The following is a 17,595-nucleotide window of genomic DNA, read 5'->3' on the forward strand; positions in this document are numbered from 1 at the left end:
CTACCCCCTCCGACTCCCCCTTGCACAGGGGGAGAGACGAACGCGAGAAGGCGCCACGATATAACAGTGCCGCGTGTTCTCCCCCTGTGTAAGGGGGAGTCGGAGGGGGTAGTTGGAAGCGTCCGCACCGTGCGGCTGGAATCTAAAATCTAAAATCTAAAATCAAGAAATCAATACATGGAATACACAGTTTTAATATTGATTCTACCATTGCTGACATTTCTAGCGCTAGGCTTGTTGGGTACGAAATTGAAACCCACCACGGCCGGGAGCATAGGAACGTTATCTTTGGCGATATGTGCCTTGCTAGCCTACATGACGGCATGGCAATATTTCTCGATGCCCCGGGTAGAAGGCGTACGCCTCCCGGTCATCCCGTTCAACTTCGAATGGCTGCGTTTCACGCAATACCTGCATATTGATCTGGGTATCTTGCTAGACCCGATTTCCGTCATGATGCTGGTAGTAATCACGACCGTATCATTGATGGTACACGTTTACAGTTTGGGATACATGCACGGGGAAAAAGGTTTCCAACGTTACTACGCCTTCCTTTCCCTCTTCAGTTTCTCGATGCTGGGTCTCGTGGTAGCCACGAACATCTTCCAGATGTACATTTTCTGGGAGCTGGTGGGTGTTTCTTCCTACCTGTTGATCGGTTTCTACTACACGAAACCGGAGGCTGTCGCCGCATCCAAGAAAGCGTTTATCGTCACCCGGTTCGCCGACCTCGGTTTCTTGATCGGCATCCTGTTGCTCTCGTTCTACACGAAAACATTCTCTTTCGACCTGTTAACTTCAGGCGACTCGTCACTCTTTGCCGGGGCTGCCGGGACGACCTTCATGGGATGTTCCGTGATGAGCTGGGCCATGGCCTTGATTTTCATGGGAGGTGCCGGGAAGTCGGCCATGTTCCCGTTACATATCTGGTTACCGGACGCAATGGAAGGTCCCACCCCCGTGTCGGCACTGATCCACGCGGCCACGATGGTGGTTGCCGGGGTTTACCTCGTGGCTCGCTTGTTCCCCGTGTATTACTTCGAGGCCCCCGAGGTACTCGTGCTGATCGCGGTCGTAGGAGCGGTCACTTCCCTCTACGCGGCGGTAGTTGCCTGCGTGCAGACGGACATCAAGCGAGTGCTGGCCTTTTCCACGATCTCGCAGATCGGTTTCATGATGGTGGCGCTCGGTGTCTCCGGGATGGAAGGCCACGAAGGCTTGGGCTACATGGCATCCATGTTCCACCTGTTCACGCACGCCATGTTTAAAGCCTTGTTATTCCTCGGCGCAGGAGCCATTATCCATGCCGTTCACAGCAACGAGATGAGCCACATGGGTGGTCTTCGTAAATACCTGCCCGTGACGCACATCACGTTCCTCGTGGCTTGTCTCGCTATTTCAGGTATCCCCCCGTTCTCCGGGTTCTTCAGTAAAGACGAAATACTGGCCGCCACGTTCATGTTCAGCCCGGTACTCGGTGTCGTGATGAGCTTCATCGCGGCCCTGACGGCATTCTACATGTTCCGCCTCTATTATAACATCTTCTGGGGTAAAGAAAGCGCGCATGAACACACCCCGCACGAGGCCCCGAAGAGCATGACTCTTCCCCTCGTATTCCTTGCCGTGGTAACACTTTTCGCCGGGTTCATTCCTTTCGGGAAGTTTGTCAGTAGCAACGGGATGGAATATATCATCCACCTAGACTGGACAGTAGCCGGCACCAGCATCGTTGTTGCCGTGGCTTCCATCGCTCTTGCCACGTGGTTCTACAAAGGATCGAACCCCGTACCGGATCGTCTGGCCACCACGTTCAGCGGGTTGCATCGTGCCGCTTACCGACGGTTCTACATGGACGAGTTGTACCTCTTCATCACGAAACGTATCATCTTCAACTGCGTATCCCGCCCCATCGCTTGGTTCGACCGCCACGTGATCGACGGATCGCTGAACAGTCTGGCAAACGTCACGCAACGATTGTCTTACTCTATCCGGGGATTACAATCCGGACAAATACAGCAATACGCTTACGTGATCCTGTTCGGCTCGCTATTAATACTGGTCTTGGTTTTATTAATAATGTAAAAATGGAAGAGTTTATAACGTTCATAAAGTTTATAAGGTCCATAAGGTCACGGGTGTCCTTCGGACAGTGTTTATCGGCAGCTCCTGCTGCCGTGGACAAAGCGCCCCGCAGGGGTCCACGAACCTTATGAACTTTATGAACCTTATGAACTTTATAGACTAATAAATTAAAATAGATATGAACTTTTTATCATTATTCGTTCTGATACCAATACTCACGATGGGCGGGTTATTTCTTTCAAAGAACCTGCAACAAATTCGTGTAGCGGTGGCCACGGGAGCTTCCCTGTTGCTGGCCCTAGCCGTCGGGTTGGTATTTGCATATTTAGGAGAACGGGGAGCCGGTAACACGGCTGAAATGCTGTTTACCGCCGACACGGTTTGGTACGCTCCCTTGAACATACATTATTCCGTGGGAGTTGACGGGATCTCGGTAGCCATGTTGCTGCTTTCTGCCGTCATCGTCTTCACGGGTACATTCGCGTCATGGAAAATGGACTTCCTGCAAAAAGAGTATTTCTTGTGGTTTAACCTGCTGGCCATCGGGGTATTCGGGTTCTTTATCTCCGTGGACCTCTTCACCATGTTCATGTTTTACGAGGTGGCCCTCATCCCCATGTACCTGCTGATCGGCGTCTGGGGTAGCGGGAAAAAGGAATACGCTGCCATGAAACTGACGTTGATGCTGATGGGAGGCTCTGCCCTGCTGCTCGTGGGGATTCTTGGCATCTACTTCCACTCCTCGACGACGGGAGCATTCACGATGAACTTGCAGGAAATAGCGCAGGCCCACGCCATGCCCGAAAGCCTGCAGCGCTGGTTCTTCCCGTTGGTATTCATCGGGTTCGGGGTCCTTGGAGCATTATTCCCGTTCCATACATGGTCACCCGACGGTCACGCCTCTGCCCCCACGGCAGTCTCCATGCTCCATGCCGGGGTATTGATGAAACTGGGTGGTTACGGGTGTTTCCGGGTAGCCATCTACCTGATGCCGGAGGCCGCTAAAGAGCTTTCATGGATATTCATCATCCTCACGGGTATCAGCGTCGTCTACGGGGCTTACTCGGCCATCGTGCAAACGGACTTGAAATACATCAACGCTTACTCGTCCGTGAGTCACTGCGGGCTGGTATTGTTTGCCATCCTGATGTTGAACCAGACGGCCATGACGGGAGCCGTGATGCAGATGCTTTCCCACGGTCTGATGACAGCCTTGTTCTTCGCCCTGATCGGAATGATCTACGGTCGCACGCATACTCGTGACATCCGGGAAATGGGTGGTTTAATGAAGATCATGCCTTACCTCGGCGTGTGTTACGTGATTGCCGGTCTCGCCTCCCTCGGTCTTCCGGGATTAAGCGGGTTCGTGGCAGAAATGACCGTGTTCGTGGGAGCGTTCCAAGAAACGGACACTTTCCACCGGGTATTCACGATCATCGCTTGCACGTCCATCGTGATCACGGCCGTGTACATCCTGCGAGTGGTCGGGAAACTACTCTACGGGAGCGTGGTCAACGAGCATCACTATGCCCTCACCGATGCCAACTGGTATGAACGTTTTTCCACGATCATACTGATTGTTGCCATCGCCGGAATCGGTCTGGCACCTCTATGGCTCTCCGACATGATCCGGGCATCGCTCGGCTCCGTGCTTGCTGCCCTACAATGAACACGGGAAGATAAAAGTTAAAAGATAAAAACTAAAAGTAGAAAGATAAAAATGAAAGGTTTCCCGAAGACGGTGAGTATTCCAACTCTCCCTCTGTTTATAGAGGGAGTACCCCGGAGGGGGGAGGGAGTTCTTGTAAATAAAGCGTTTACATGGCAACGAACTCCTCCGTCTGCTTCGCAGCCACCTCCTCTATGAACAGAGGAGGAGCTGGAATACGATCTTGCGATTAAAGCTAAAACTAGGAAATCAAAAAGCGTCAGCCTCGTGCGGCTGGAATTTAAAATTTAAAATCTAAAATCTAAAATAAAAATGGGTTACGCTAATTTCTTATTAATGAAGGAGGAAATATCACTGGTAGCGGTGATCGTTATACTCTTAATTTACGACATATTCGGCACCCCGAAAAGCCTGAGGTATTTTCAACCGATAGCTTGTATTCTCGTGGGTATTCATATCCTGCTGAATATCTGGCCCGCCCCGGACGTGACGGCTTTCGGGGGGATGTATCACAGCACGGCAATGGGTGGGGTCATGAAATCCATCCTGAGCATCGGGACGCTGCTCGTGTTCATGCAAGCCAATAACTGGCTTTCCAGCGAGCGCACGATTATCCGCCGGGGAGAATTCTACATGATCACGCTGGCCACGCTGCTAGGTATGTACTTCATGATTTCGGCCGGGAACTTCCTGATGTTCTTTATCGGGCTAGAAACGGCATCCATACCGATGGCAACACTTGCCGCTTTTGACAAATACAAGCAACAATCGGCCGAGGCGGGTGCCAAATACATCCTTACCGCCGTGTTCGCGTCCGGCTTATCGTTGTACGGGATCTCGTTAATTTACGGGACCACGGGAACGCTGTATTTCGAGGACATCCCCGCCGGGTTAAACAGTAGCCCGCTCCAGATGATGGCTTTCGTGTTCTTTTTCGTGGGACTGGGATTCAAGTTATCACTCGTTCCTTTCCACCAGTGGACCCCGGACGTGTACGAGGGTGCGCCGACCAGCGTCACCGCCTACTTGTCGGTGATCTCGAAAGGCTCCGCGGCATTCGTGCTGATGGTCATTCTCTATAAAGTGTTTGCCCCGCTCGTTCAGGAATGGCAGGCCATCCTTTACTGGGTAATTATAGCCTCTATCACGCTGGCCAACATCTTCGCCATACGGCAACAGAACCTGAAACGATTCTTCGCCTATTCCTCCATCTCTCAAGCCGGGTACATCATGCTGGGAGTGATCAGCGGGACGGCCATGGGTATGACCGGACTGGTGTATTACGTGCTGGTGTACATGCTATCCAACCTAGCCGCCTTCGGGGTTATCGCTGTCGTGGAACATCGCTCCGGCAAGATCACGATTGATGATTACAACGGGTTGTACTCCACGAATCCACGCTTGAGCTTCGTGATGATGATCGCCTTGTTCTCGCTGGCAGGAATCCCGCCATTTGCCGGGTTCTTCAGCAAGTTCTTCATATTTGCCGCCGCGGCACAACAAGGATATTACGTGCTGGTTTTCATCGCCCTGTTGAACACCATTATCTCTCTCTACTATTACCTGAGAGTGGTAAAGGCCATGTTTATCAACAAGAACGAGCAACCGATCGCCAGATTCAACTCTGACAATTATTCACGTATAAGTCTCGTTGTATGCAGCGCCGGAATCCTGCTCGCGGGAATCCTTAGCGTCGTGTACGAGAACATCGGGATGTACAGTTTCGGAATGTAGAATTTAGAGTTTAGAATTTAGAGTTTAACTTTTAGTTTTTAGCTTTTAACTTTTAACTTTCCAACTACCCCCACCGACTCCCCCTTGCACAGGGGGAGAGACGGACGCGAGAAAGCGCCACAATGTAACAATGTAGCACATTCTCCCCCTGTGTACCTTAGATTTGTACACGAAATAAATAGACGAACACTTGGCTACCTTAGATTTGTACACGAAATAAATAGACGAACACTTGGCTAACAATAATAATAAATGCTTAAACTTGGAGGATAAACCAAAGTATTGAAAGAAAGGCGGGAATGGAGTGAACCAACCCCTGTGGTGAGCTTTCATGCTCGTCCCCTTATTTGGACTCCTTTCCCTTTCTTGAACCCAGGCCCGTATAAGAAATTAACTTGAATTGTTAAGGTACTTGGGACAGGTTCAAAATCCTTTCTCTCTAGACTTGTTAAACACAAAAGTATGGAAAATAATTGTTTTATAGGCATCGACGTGAGTAAAAATAAACTTGACATTTGCGTTCTTCAAGGTAAAGAAGTTTTGCAAGAGGACGTTATAGATAATAACCCGTCCGCGATCCACCGTTTCCTTGTCGACATGGCGGAAAAGCGGGGCTTGGATCTTTGCAGTTGCCTTGTTTGTGCCGAGCACACGGGAAATTACACTTACCCCTTGACGTTGGCTTGCCGGGATCTAGGTTGTCGTTTGTGGCTGGAAAATCCCGCCCAGTTGAAGTACTCGTCGGGAGTTCATCGTGGCAAGAACGACCGTGTAGACGCCCGGCGGATAGCGTTGTACGCTTCTCGATTCAATGACAAGGCCATGTTGTATCACGAGCTTACCCCGGAACTGGAACGGGTCAAGCAACTGAGACAGGAACGCTCTCTTTACCGTTCGGACTTGAGCAAGTACAAGGGGCAACTTTCGGACCAGAAAAATTTCATGGAGAGTACCGTTTACAAGGCGAAGGCAAACCGGTTGAAACACGTGATCAAGGAACTAGAGAAGATGATCGATGTCGTGGAGCGAGAAATAACGGGAATCATCGATTCTTGTGATGTTTTAAAACGTCAAATGAAAATAATAACCTCGGTGGAGGGCATTGGAAGGGAAACCGCCTTGTGTTTTATCGTCGAGACCGCGGCGTTCACAAGGTTCACCGACTCGAGAAAGTTTGCCTGTCACGCGGGAATCGCCCCTTTCCAGTACACCTCCGGCAGTAGCGTGCGCTCCCGTAACAGGGTCTCGCGCAGGGCAAACAAGCAGGTAAAAACGTTACTACACATGGCTGCCTTGTCTATAACAAGGAAAAAGAAGAGTGAATTGAAAGTGTATTACAAGAGAAAGGTGGAAGAAGGCAAAAACAAGATGACCGTCATCAATGCCATCAGGGCCAAGCTGGTCGCTCGTGTTTTTGCCGTCATTAGAAAAAATGATATTTATTCCATAAATTTTACTTGATTTACTTGTTTAAACCATAAGAATAAGGGGGAGCTAGAGGGGGTAGTTGGAAAGTTAAAAGTTAAAAGTTAGAAAAAAGCGTTGGCCTTGTGGGTGGAAATCTAAAATTAGTAGGCTCTAAATTTTAAACTTTTCCCGTTCTGAATTATTAAAAGCGTTTACGAATGTGTTTGTGTGGTTGCATCCATCTTTGACATTTCGCGCACCACTCGTCAGCGTAAGGTTTTCCAGTGCAATTGGGCGTCCAGCTGATCTCGTCGCGATACCGGGGATTGCTGTTTCGATCTTGATTGTTTCCGGTATTGTCGTCTTTTTCAGCCCTTTTAGCCTCTAGGTATGCCTCGGCTTCTCCCGGGGCGAAGTATTTACACGTGGTTTGTTGCCCTTTCCCTTGACAGTATTTACATTTTTTGGAACCCATGCAGCTTGGACAGGGGTTCCACGTTTTCAAATAAGCATGCCAGTATTGCCCGGAGCCGTTGCAAACGGGGCATCGCCCGCTATGATTACACAGGTGACATGGCATTTCGGTTACCGCACTTCCGGATCCGTCGGGGTAAACACGTATTTTCATGGTTCCCCCCATGTACGGGATTTCATGTTCCGTGTATTTCCCGTTGTTTTTCAGGTTATTGTTACTAGCTAGTTGCTGGTTGGAACCCGTGTTTCGCGTAGAAGAGTTAAACCCACCCCCGATGTAGGCGATATTTCTTTCTTTGTCCCTTTCTTCCAAAATACAAGCCCCGGGATTGTTTGGTGAAATATGATAGGTTTGCATGGGTTTTTTCCCGTTCTTGTAAGTACAACTTATTATAAAGTATTGTCCATCAGCAAATTCTATTATTTGAAGATAATACCCTTCTGCCCGTAGCTTTTCTACTTTACTTTTCAATTCCGGTTCCGTGACGAAACAATACGTCTGCCCGTCTATACCGGAATTCTTGCTCATGATGACGTACCAGCCAGAACGATACCGGGTAACGTTCGTGACGCGAAAATCTTCCTTCCAGGATTTTTGTATCCATTGATTCACGCAATCCCAGTCCCCGCAATTAGTTATCTGGTCCGTGTACCCGGTACCTCCTGATACAACGATAAACCATTTACCGGCACTCCCGCTGATAGACGTGATATAACGGTTGTTCTTGCGATGTTCGGCGAGCCATTCGATAGGCCAGTCGCTATTATAATGATAAGATTGCCATGTTAATCCCGAGTTTTTGGCCATTGTGACGAACCACCCGTAGGTGGTATAAGCCGCGGACGTGATACGTCGTCCTTCGTTCCAGTGTTTTTCAATTAATTTCGTGTCGAGTTCCTTCCCGAAACCGCAATAAAACCATGTTTGTGACGATAACCCGGTTTGCTTTTCCATTAGTAATATCAGGTTGTCTTGGGATCGCGCGGTACCGCAGTACATTAGTAGCATGATTGATAGAAGAAACTTCACTTCGCGAATGTTTCGTTTCTGGAACGAAATCCGCTTGCTTTTGGTAATATTCATGACAATGACGTTTAATAGTATTTCACGTGGATTCTATGATGTAAAGTTATGAAAAATTATTCCATAGTGTTGAAATTCGTGAATTTTATTTTTATCATTCGGGCTGTAGAAGGGTATCTTGGAGCGAAAAATAAAAGATAAAAACTAAAAGTTGAACTCTAAATTCTAAACTTTTCCCCCGCGGCTAAACTCTAAATTCTAAATTCTACATTCTACCTCAGGGTGTCATCAGCACCGGGCGGAACGCGCAGGTAGACGGAACGGGTGTACTCGTCCGTATCCGGGCTGGCGAGATAAGGATAAATATGCACGACCGTATCCGGGGAGAGAGGTTCCCTGCCGGGGCCCTCGGGATCGGGTAGCGTGAAAGTGGCCGTCCCGGCGGCACGGGTCACCGCGGGAAGGTGAAGCACGCGTGGTGCGTCGGGCAGGCAGTCGTAGAAGTAGCCCACGGCGAGCGTGTCATCGTCCCTCGTCTCGTCGAGGATGCCGTGGGGGCGCCATTCAAGGGTGAAGGTCCACGCATTGCGGCGGAGGCGGGTGTAGAGCGGCACGGCGAGCCAGCCAACGCTGAAAACGAAAGACCGGAAGTTCACCACGCCATGCTCGTCGCAGGCCATGGCGTTCACCTTGTGGCACAGGTTGGGGGCGGACATGCGGGTATCCTTGACGAAGGGGATCCACGAGTTGACGCCCGCAAGTTTCCGCGAGAGGGTTCTCACGAGCCGGTCAACGAATGCGAAAACGCTCGTCAACAGTCGTTGTCTCTCCGATCGCTTGGCGCGGCGACGATCGCGTTCCTCTGTCGATCCGGCGGGGCGCTTGCTGGCACAATGACATTCTCGGCCTTTACGGTAATACGTGGTGGTGCCGCCGGAACGGGTAGTCGCCAGTTGTTTGACCGGCGACGCAGTTTTCTTTTTCCCCTTCTTTTTCTTGCTCATGATGCCTCCTCTTAAATGATTCGATAAATCTCCAATAATGCTTAAACACACCTTAACGTCAAGTTTACACTTTTTTTGGGAAATTACCAAATCGTGAATGTCAAGTCACCGGGACCACTCCGGTAACTTAGCGGTGACTTACCGGTAACTTACCGGTAACTTGCAGAAGGTACAGTTAACTTATCACGAAGATAGCTAACGTTTTGCACGCTTGTCGCCAGTTACCAAACGGGAATGAGACATGAAACATATAAAGTAAGTTAATTTTTCTTAAAAATAAATTTGTTTTTTCTTGTTCAAGTCGAAAAAGGGTCATACCTTTACCATGTGCTTTCCTCGAAGCGTGGGGAAAGGCGTTTTGAAATACTTATCTAATACTCGAAAGTATGGCACGAATAAAATCAACCAACTTTTACCAGAAGAGCGGGAAAGTCGCTAACGAGGTATTCTCCAATCTAGGCAACGGCGAGGTCGGCTGCCGCGCCAAGAACAGCAAGCAAGCGCCCCTGAACGAGGAGCAAAAAATCAACGCGTCGGGCTTCTCGGCCCTTAATGCCGAGGTTCGGTACCTGAACCCGGTACTCCATGTGACCTTTCCCCGTGACACGAACGGTGTCAAGTGGGCCAACCGTTTCACGAGCGTTAACAAGAAACGCGAAGGCGTGCTGACCACCACGAAGATTCACCCGGACTCTCCCGTCGACCCGAAGAAAAAAGCCAACGAGGAGTATACCAGCGAGATCGACTGGACGAAAGTCCTTTTCGCCGCCGGCCCGTTGCTCATTCCTTCCGTGACCGTCAGCAAGGCCAACTTGAGCCGCGAGCAGATCATCGCCGAGAAAACGAGGCTCCGTTCCCTCTTCGCGTCCCTCGCCAACGCGGAGACTCCCGCCGTGGCCGCCGAGGAGGGCGAGATGTATAGCATCACCTTCACGCAGGAATCCGCCGTTTACGAGGGCGCCTACTGCTGGGCGGACGACCGCATTTACGGTGTCATCTACAGTCCCGAAGACCATTTCGCTCTTGTCCAGCAACTACGCGACAGGGGTGAAAACGGCGTGACCACCATCGTCGTCCCCTCTTTCGTCAAGCCCGAGAACATCCACGTCTACAGTCTCGCCATAACCGCTGACGGGAAAATTACCTCTAACTCGGTTCACATGACCTTAGGAGCGTGAGGTTTATAACGGCAGCTCACGCTGCCGTTAATTTTAGATTTTAAATTTTAAATTCCAGCCACACGGGGCGACGCTTCTTGATTTTCAACTTTTAGTTTTTATCTTTTAGCTTTTAACTTTCCAACTACCCCCTCAAAAATAAAATCCCAGATTAAAGTAACACCCTAACTTTTCCGACCAGTCGGAGAAAGTAAAGACCAGATCAATCGGTCCCAGCATAGAGTCCCGGGAATAACCGATTCCCCCGCCCCATATACCCTTACGACCGAAGAGGTCAAAGAAGTTATCATCTTGCAGGGCATAGTTCCCGATAACGGAAAGATAGTGCTTTCGCCCCATGCGTTGGCGGAACTCCAATTTCCCCACGATCACGGCATTCTCGAATACCTCCACGTGGTTAATTCCCACGAAAGGCATCTGTTGCGTGTTGTAACGTCCGAACTCCGTTCCCCCGAGATTATTAAAGTAAGAATAGGCAGGATCATGCCCGATTAACACCCGCCCGAACGCGGAAGGTAGTAATTTCAAACGGTCGGAAAGGGAAACAACCGGGCAGAAACGAACCGACAGGGCGGAAAACGGCGATCCCCCGTCATACGTCGCCAAGTTATCCGTGTACAACGAGTAAGCGGCCTCCAAGGAAACGCCCCGGGAGGGGTAGAACCGACGATCGTACGTGTCCAGTTCCGCCACCCCGTAATAACTGAAAAAGCCCTCGGGACGAACGCTCATCACCTCGTCCTCGTTGGAGAAAAGCAAGGAATTGTAATCAAAATACTCGTAGCGTAACCCCACCTTGAACTTAAAATTACGCAGGTACAGGCTGGACAGCCCCAGTTCCCCCGCGTGGTAACGATAAGTCACGTTATTCGTTTTCTTCCCTTTCCGGTAATAATCCACGTTATTGTAGCGGAACATGTAGGCGAGGTTAAACCCTCGCAAGAAGGTATTTTCCAGTGAATATTCCAGCTTCACGTAAGGATTCTTGCTCAAACGCCCAGTTAATGCCAGTTGTGACCCCCGCAGGCTCCTGTTGTTTAAAGTCGTGTTCAACAAGATGGCCGCCATATCCTCCGAATCGAACCGGAAACCGATATTCAACGTACTCATGGGATTGGATTTCAGGCTTAACTCCAAATCGTAGGGAGCTGTCCCCAGCAACCGGTAATTCACCGCCACGAATGCTTTCGTGCCGTATAAAATCGCTATTTCACGATGAATATCATTCAAGGTGATCTCGCTATTCGCCTCTATCCGCATCTTCCGACGAACCCATCCTTCCTCCCGCGGGGACAGTCCCCGGATAATAACATTCCGGATGGCTATTTTCTCCGGTTGACGGGCTTTCGGGATCTCGTTGTCCACGTTCCCGGACTCCCCGATCAATTCTTTTACCCGCGTGATCTCGGACCATTGTTGCAGTGCCGCCACCTTTCCCCGGGCCAGTAGCGAGTCGATCGAGCGGGCGCTGAAACTGGCGGCCGTGTATCCTTTCATATCGGGACGAATCACCAGATCGGCAAGCTTCACGTTCGCCTCGTGCTTGTTCATGCAAAGAAGGTTGATGATCTGCGGGATCACGCCGGAAACAGACTCCAGCTTGTCCTCCTTCATCAAATCGGCCTGCACGTCAACCCCGATCACGATCTCCGCACCCAACTCACGGGCCACGTCTGTCGGGAAATTATTTAATATACCCCCGTCAACCAGTACCCGGTCACCCGTCCTCACCGGGGTAAACACGCCGGGGATAGCCATGCTCGCCCGCATCGCCTGCACGAGATTCCCTCCCTTCATCACGATCTCTTCCCGGTGGAACATATCCGCCGCCACGCAGGCAAACGGGATCGGTAATTGCAGGAAATCAAGGGAATCATGATAACCGATCGTGAGATCGGAAAAGAGATTATACACGTTCTGCCCGCTGATAAAACCTGACGGACGCTTTTTCCCCCGGTCAAAAGGGACGGAAAGCAAGTACTTGCCATCCTGTTCCTTCTCCCCGAAAGGCAGGTCATAGCGGTTCACTTTATCACTTAGAAGGAACATCCAATCCTGCACCCGCACGAGGCTATCCAGTTGATCAGCCGAATAACCGATGGCATACAGACCACCCACGATGGAGCCCATGCTGGTTCCCACGATGACATCCACGGGGATTCCCGCTTTTTCCAGCACTTGCAACACGCCGATGTGTGCCACGCCCTTCGCTCCCCCTCCACTTAACACGACGCCTACCTTTTTCCGTTGTGCCTCCACACTCGGGAGCATCAACAGCAACAACAAGCCGATCACAAACAGGCGTCGGGCCACCGGGGCATGGAATTTCGGGTATCGGGAAAGTCGCGGGTATTGCATGGTATATATTTTTAATTTAGAATTTAGAGTTTAGAATTTAGAATGCCCCCTCTAAGGGGTGTTCAAAAGTCATTTTCAAACTCCCTCCCCCCTTCGGGGTACTCCCTCTATAAACAGAGGGAGAGTTGAAATACCCTCTGTCTTCGAGAAGAGTCACCAGCTCCTCCTCTGTTTATAGAGGAGGTGGCACGAAGTGACGGAGGAGTTTTTTGAAATTAAATGACTTTTAGGGAAAGCCCCGACAGGCTGCATTGTTACATTGTTGTGCCTTCTCGCGTCCGTCTCTCCCACTGTGTAAGGGGGAGCCGGAGGGGGTAGTTAAAGCGCCGGCCCCGTGCGGCTGGAATCTAAAATCTAAAATCATTAAATCACTTAATCTAAAATCATTAAATCACTAAATCGGAAATCACTAAATCACTGAATCGATAGGATCTAAAATCCTTTCCCCTTGATCCAATCCCCGATCTCTTTCAAAGCCACGGGCGAAAAAGTTTCCTCTATCGTGCCGTATAAAGCGGGTGAACCTGATTCGCAAGTCTGGAAAAGATGATTTAACCCGGGTAATTCCTTCACGGTCACGCTCCGGTTTCTCCCAGCCTCCAAACCTTTCTTGATGATCCCCAAGTTTTCTGGCAAAACTTGCAGGTCACGACTCCCGTTCAAAGCCAGCACCGGACATTTCACGTCCCTCAAAACGGGAACAGGGTCGTATTTCACGAAGAAATACATCCACGGGGACAGCACTTGTCGACGCCAAAGTTCGGCACCTCGCTCGTCCTTCATGTTTACCGGCAATTTCCCCGTTTGGGCTAAACTATCCATGTACGCTTTCAAAAGCGGTTCGGCCTCCCGGCTCGACGCGCTCGACAGCACGATGTCAAAACATCGGCGATTCACGGCAGCCAAGTAATCCAACTCCCCGGCAGTCGCTCCCGTCACCCGTCCCATCTCTTTTTGCTGTTCCAGTAATATATGGTCACCCCGTAGCCCGGGACCCGCCAACAGAACGATGAAAGACACGTCCCCGGAACGACTGGCCACGAGGGGAGCGACCATCCCACCCTCGCTATGCCCGATAAGCCCGATATTTCGCACGTTCCGGTCATTCTTTAAAAAGCGGACGGCTGCCTCCACGTCATCGGCGAAATCAAGCGTGGTTGCCGTCTCGAAATTCCCGGTTGACTGTCCCACTCCCCGGTCATCAAAGCGCAACACCCCGATCCCTTGCCGGGTGAGATAATCGGCAAGCACGAGAAAAGGTTTATGCCCTAACATCTCTTCATCCCTATTTTGCGGCCCGCTACCGGAAATCAACACGACAACCGGGTAATGATCGCCCTTTTCCGGTAAAGTCAGCGTACCCGCCAAGGTCAGGCCCGCTTTCGTGTTTTCAAAGGTCACTTCCTCTACCCGGTATGGATAAGGAGGTTTTGGTTCTTGTGGACGTGAAAGAGCCACCTCTCCATCCACTCGCGTTAATTCCAACGGTAATGTCAACCCGCTTTGCATGAAAGTTCCTTGTATCCTATCGGCCCCCTGCCATTTCCCGGAGAATTTCATCCCAAGGGCCGGTGCCGTGATGGTCAACACGCTATCCGCGTACTCCGTTTTCCCCGTGGGAATCCCCTTTGCCCCCTGATCAGGGCTATCCATCTTCGTCGTCCATGAATCCCCGGAGCGGGAAACATGAAAAACAAGCCTTAATTTCACGCCCTGAATATTCAAAGTTCCACCCCAATGTCCGGCAATATCCTGCGCATTCATGATCATCGCCACGAGGACAAAAAATACGGATACAAATACTCTTTTCATGCTATTTCTTGTTTACATTATTCAACAAATATACGAGAAATAATTACAAGATATGCAATTTCACGCCAAACGAGAGACTCAGGATGTCCCATGTTCTCACGTATTTATTCGTGGCGCTACTGATGACGTAAAGATCACAGGTACTCAACTCGTAAAACGCCGTGATTCGACGAAAGGGGGAATGAGGCCCCAGATCGAAAGCAATTCGCTGTCCGGTAAAGATATGAAAGCGTACACGGGTCGAGAATTTATAATAGTTATTCGGGTATTTCTCCGGTTCCTTCACCCAGAAATCATCGGATAACACCGTGTTCATGTACAGTCCCGTCACCAGTGGTTCCAACCACCACTTGCCGCCGAGACTAACCTCCCACGGCGCGTAATTTTGTTTCAACGTGAACGTCACTTTCGCCTTGTTGGAAGAAAAACGAGGAATCAAGCCGAACATGATCTCCGTTTCCCACTGTTTCTTTCGCCCGTAATCCCAACCCACGCCAAGGGAAAGCAATCCCATCGAACCGGCATATTGCACGTTCTGGTACTTCGGGATCATACGGTTCCACCCGGACTTGTATTGTTGTAATTTACGCTGATGCCGTTCCGCCCGTCGTTGCTGCCGATCATCTTCCGTCATTCCCAACACGCTCGTCACCAGTCCCATGAACAGGGTCACGATGCCGACTCTAATAATAGACCACTTCATACTCGTACCCTCCCGGCGTTAAGGTGAATAACAAATAATTCTTATCTTTCATCGCGGCACAACCGATATATGGAATCCCGTCCTCGAACAACTCTTCATGAAGTAGCGTGTGACTGTGTGCGTGCAAACAGAACTCCACCCCCGGAAATTCCAGCAACAAGGCATGAAAACCACGGGCCACGTTATTGTTGAACTCCACGTTGAAAGGTTGCACGTGCATCACCGGAACCGTCCGGGGACATCCCACCGTGTCCTGCAATTCATTGTACATGAAGGTGAAGTCTGGCACCGGGTGCGAGTAGTCGAATTCCAAGGCATTCGTGTTCATGCAAACAAATTTAGTATTCCCCGCCTTGAAAGAGAAATTCTCTTTCCCGTACACCTTCAGGAAAACATCCATCCCGTTCCCGAGAATATCGTGATTCCCCAGCAAGGCCACGTAAGGGACTTTCAGCTTCCCCATAATATCCCGCACCCACAGGAACTCCTTCGTCAAGCCGAAATCGGATATATCCCCGCCGTGGATCACGAAGTCCACGTCATCCCGCTTGTTGAGCGCCTTCACGAAATCTTCCGTCTCGTCATACCAACGCTGGCTATCTCCCATTAACACGAACCGCAAGGTGTCCTTCCCCTCGCAAATCTCCTCTATACGAGCTATATTCTTCGCGTTTATACCCGTTTCCCCGTGCAAACGCACATCGTACGGATGATACTCGATTAAATCACACCCGCATAGTAGTAGTACTATTCCATATAAAATCACTCTTTTCATTGCAATACCAGTTTATGCTTTCGATAATGCAAAAAACAGACCAAAGATTATTTACACGAAATCGACACGGTTACCATTTTGGAAAAATACCCTACCAAAATGAAAAGGTTTTATCATTCATCGAATCACCCATCATTTCGATAAACACTGATTAACAGGCAAATAAAGCAAACCATATTCATCTCGCATATTTTTTGCTATTTTGTTGGTCGTTATGGACAAGGAACAGAACGTTGAACACTTCCTCAGTCTTATCAGAAAGGCTAAGAGAGGTCATTTAAAGATATATATCGGCATGATTGCCGGGGTCGGAAAAACTTATCGGATGTTACGGGAAGCACATGATTTGCTTACCGCGGGAGTTGATGTACAAGTAGGTTACGTGGAAACACACGGTCGTGTTGACACGGCAGCCAAACTGGAAGGCCTTCCCGTCATTCCCCGCAAAAAACTATTTTACAAGGGCAAGGAAGTCGAAGAGATGGATTTACAGGCAATTTTACAAATACACCCGGAAGTGGTGATTGTCGATGAACTGGCCCACACGAATATCGAGGGGTGCGTGAACGAGAAACGCTGGCAGGACGTGCTTGACTTGCTGGACGCGGGGATTAATGTTATCACGGCCGTGAATATCCAGCACATCGAAAGCCTGAACGGGGAGGTACAGGACATTTCCGGGATCGAGGTAAAGGAACGAGTCCCCGATAGCGTGTTAGGACAGGCCGACGAGGTGGTGAACATCGACTTGACCGCTGAAGAATTGATCTCCCGGTTAAAAGCCGGAAAGATTTACAAACCGGATAAAATTGAACTGGCCCTGCGTAACTTCTTCAAATCGGAAAACATCCTTCAACTCCGGGAACTAGCCTTGAAAGAGGTCGCCCTACGGGTGGAGAAAAAGGTGGAAAACGAGGTGGTGGAAAATATCGGCCTACGCCATGAACGCTTCTTAGCCTGTATCAGTAGTCAGGAAAAAACACCGCGCAAACTCATCCGGAAAGTGGCACGCCTAGCCACCCATTACAATAGCAAATTCGTGGTTCTCCACGTGCAAACCCGCCACGAAAGCGCTGACCGCATCCCACTGGCCAAGCAACGTTACCTGATCAATCATTTCAAGCTGGCATCGGAACTGGGCGGAGAGGTACTTCAAATACAATCGGACGACATTATCGGAACCATCATCAATGTTTGTAGGGAAAGGCAGATCAGCACGGTTTGCGTGGGAAAACCTAATATCCAGTTGCTCTCGTACGTGCGTTCTGCCCTTCGATACAAGAGGTTATTGAATAATCTGGCTATATTAAATGTAGATTTAATCATTCTCGGTTCATAAACACGGAAGAATTCTTGAAAATATCATTAAATCGAA

At 49.8% G+C, this 17,595-nt stretch carries 12 protein-coding genes; 6 read left to right on the top strand and 6 right to left on the bottom strand.

All coding sequences use genetic code 11. The features are described 5' to 3' along the window. Positions 1-177 precede the first annotated feature (177 nt). The 4 genes from nuoL (at position 178) to R8806_RS07025 (ending at position 6,946) form a co-directional block, all read left to right on the top strand. Positions 178-2,082: an NADH-quinone oxidoreductase subunit L gene (nuoL, locus tag R8806_RS07010; protein WP_124318304.1), complete on the top strand. Its 1,905-nt coding sequence runs from the start codon at positions 178-180 to the stop codon at positions 2,080-2,082. Positions 2,083-2,260: 178 nt separating this feature from the next. Next, on the top strand, positions 2,261-3,751 hold the full coding sequence (locus tag R8806_RS07015) for a complex I subunit 4 family protein (protein WP_124318217.1): 1,491 nt from the start codon (positions 2,261-2,263) through the stop codon (positions 3,749-3,751). A 312-nt stretch (positions 3,752-4,063) separates the two neighbouring features. Then, positions 4,064-5,485 (top strand): NADH-quinone oxidoreductase subunit N, encoded by a 1,422-nt coding sequence (locus R8806_RS07020; protein ID WP_087422133.1) that lies wholly within the window; start codon positions 4,064-4,066, stop codon positions 5,483-5,485. Between the two features lie 462 nt (positions 5,486-5,947). Continuing rightward, entirely contained in the window at positions 5,948-6,946 is a 999-nt protein-coding gene (locus R8806_RS07025; protein ID WP_124318433.1) for an IS110 family RNA-guided transposase, read from the top strand. 148 nt (positions 6,947-7,094) lie between these two features. Here the strand turns inward: R8806_RS07025 and R8806_RS07030 are convergent, their stop codons facing one another. After that, positions 7,095-8,450, bottom strand: a complete 1,356-nt coding sequence (locus tag R8806_RS07030; RefSeq protein WP_124318410.1) for a DUF7477 domain-containing protein — start codon at positions 8,448-8,450, stop codon at positions 7,095-7,097. A 212-nt stretch (positions 8,451-8,662) separates the two neighbouring features. Next, complete coding sequence (locus R8806_RS07035) at positions 8,663-9,394, bottom strand: hypothetical protein (RefSeq protein WP_151412204.1); 732 nt, start codon at positions 9,392-9,394, stop codon at positions 8,663-8,665. A gap of 386 nt (positions 9,395-9,780) precedes the next feature. Here R8806_RS07035 and R8806_RS07040 point away from each other — a divergent pair, with 386 nt between their 5' ends. Further along, positions 9,781-10,572: a hypothetical protein gene (locus R8806_RS07040; protein WP_124316519.1), complete on the top strand. Its 792-nt coding sequence runs from the start codon at positions 9,781-9,783 to the stop codon at positions 10,570-10,572. Between the two features lie 132 nt (positions 10,573-10,704). On the opposite strand, the gene R8806_RS07045 is transcribed toward R8806_RS07040, so the two are convergent. The 4 genes from R8806_RS07045 to R8806_RS07060 all read right to left on the bottom strand — a co-directional run bounded on the left by R8806_RS07045 (position 10,705) and on the right by R8806_RS07060 (position 16,220). Then, positions 10,705-12,930 carry a patatin-like phospholipase family protein gene (locus R8806_RS07045; protein ID WP_229782988.1) on the bottom strand — a complete coding sequence of 742 codons (2,226 nt, stop codon included), beginning with the start codon at positions 12,928-12,930 and terminating at the stop codon, positions 10,705-10,707. 432 nt (positions 12,931-13,362) lie between these two features. After that, positions 13,363-14,742 carry an alpha/beta hydrolase family protein gene (locus R8806_RS07050; RefSeq protein WP_124316520.1) on the bottom strand — a complete coding sequence of 460 codons (1,380 nt, stop codon included), beginning with the start codon at positions 14,740-14,742 and terminating at the stop codon, positions 13,363-13,365. A 43-nt stretch (positions 14,743-14,785) separates the two neighbouring features. Next, entirely contained in the window at positions 14,786-15,445 is a 660-nt protein-coding gene (locus R8806_RS07055) for a hypothetical protein (RefSeq protein WP_124316521.1), read from the bottom strand. After that, a complete protein-coding gene (locus R8806_RS07060; protein ID WP_124316522.1) occupies positions 15,426-16,220 on the bottom strand; it encodes a metallophosphoesterase family protein in 795 nt (264 codons plus the stop codon). The genes R8806_RS07055 and R8806_RS07060 overlap by 20 nt, the downstream gene beginning before the upstream one ends. 214 nt (positions 16,221-16,434) lie before the next feature. Between R8806_RS07060 and R8806_RS07065 the strand changes: the two genes are divergently transcribed. Then, a complete protein-coding gene (locus R8806_RS07065) occupies positions 16,435-17,559 on the top strand; it encodes a sensor protein KdpD (RefSeq protein ID WP_124316523.1) in 1,125 nt (374 codons plus the stop codon). Positions 17,560-17,595 lie beyond the last annotated feature (36 nt).

Source organism: Butyricimonas faecihominis (assembly GCF_033096445.1).
GTDB lineage: Bacteria > Bacteroidota > Bacteroidia > Bacteroidales > Marinifilaceae > Butyricimonas > Butyricimonas faecihominis.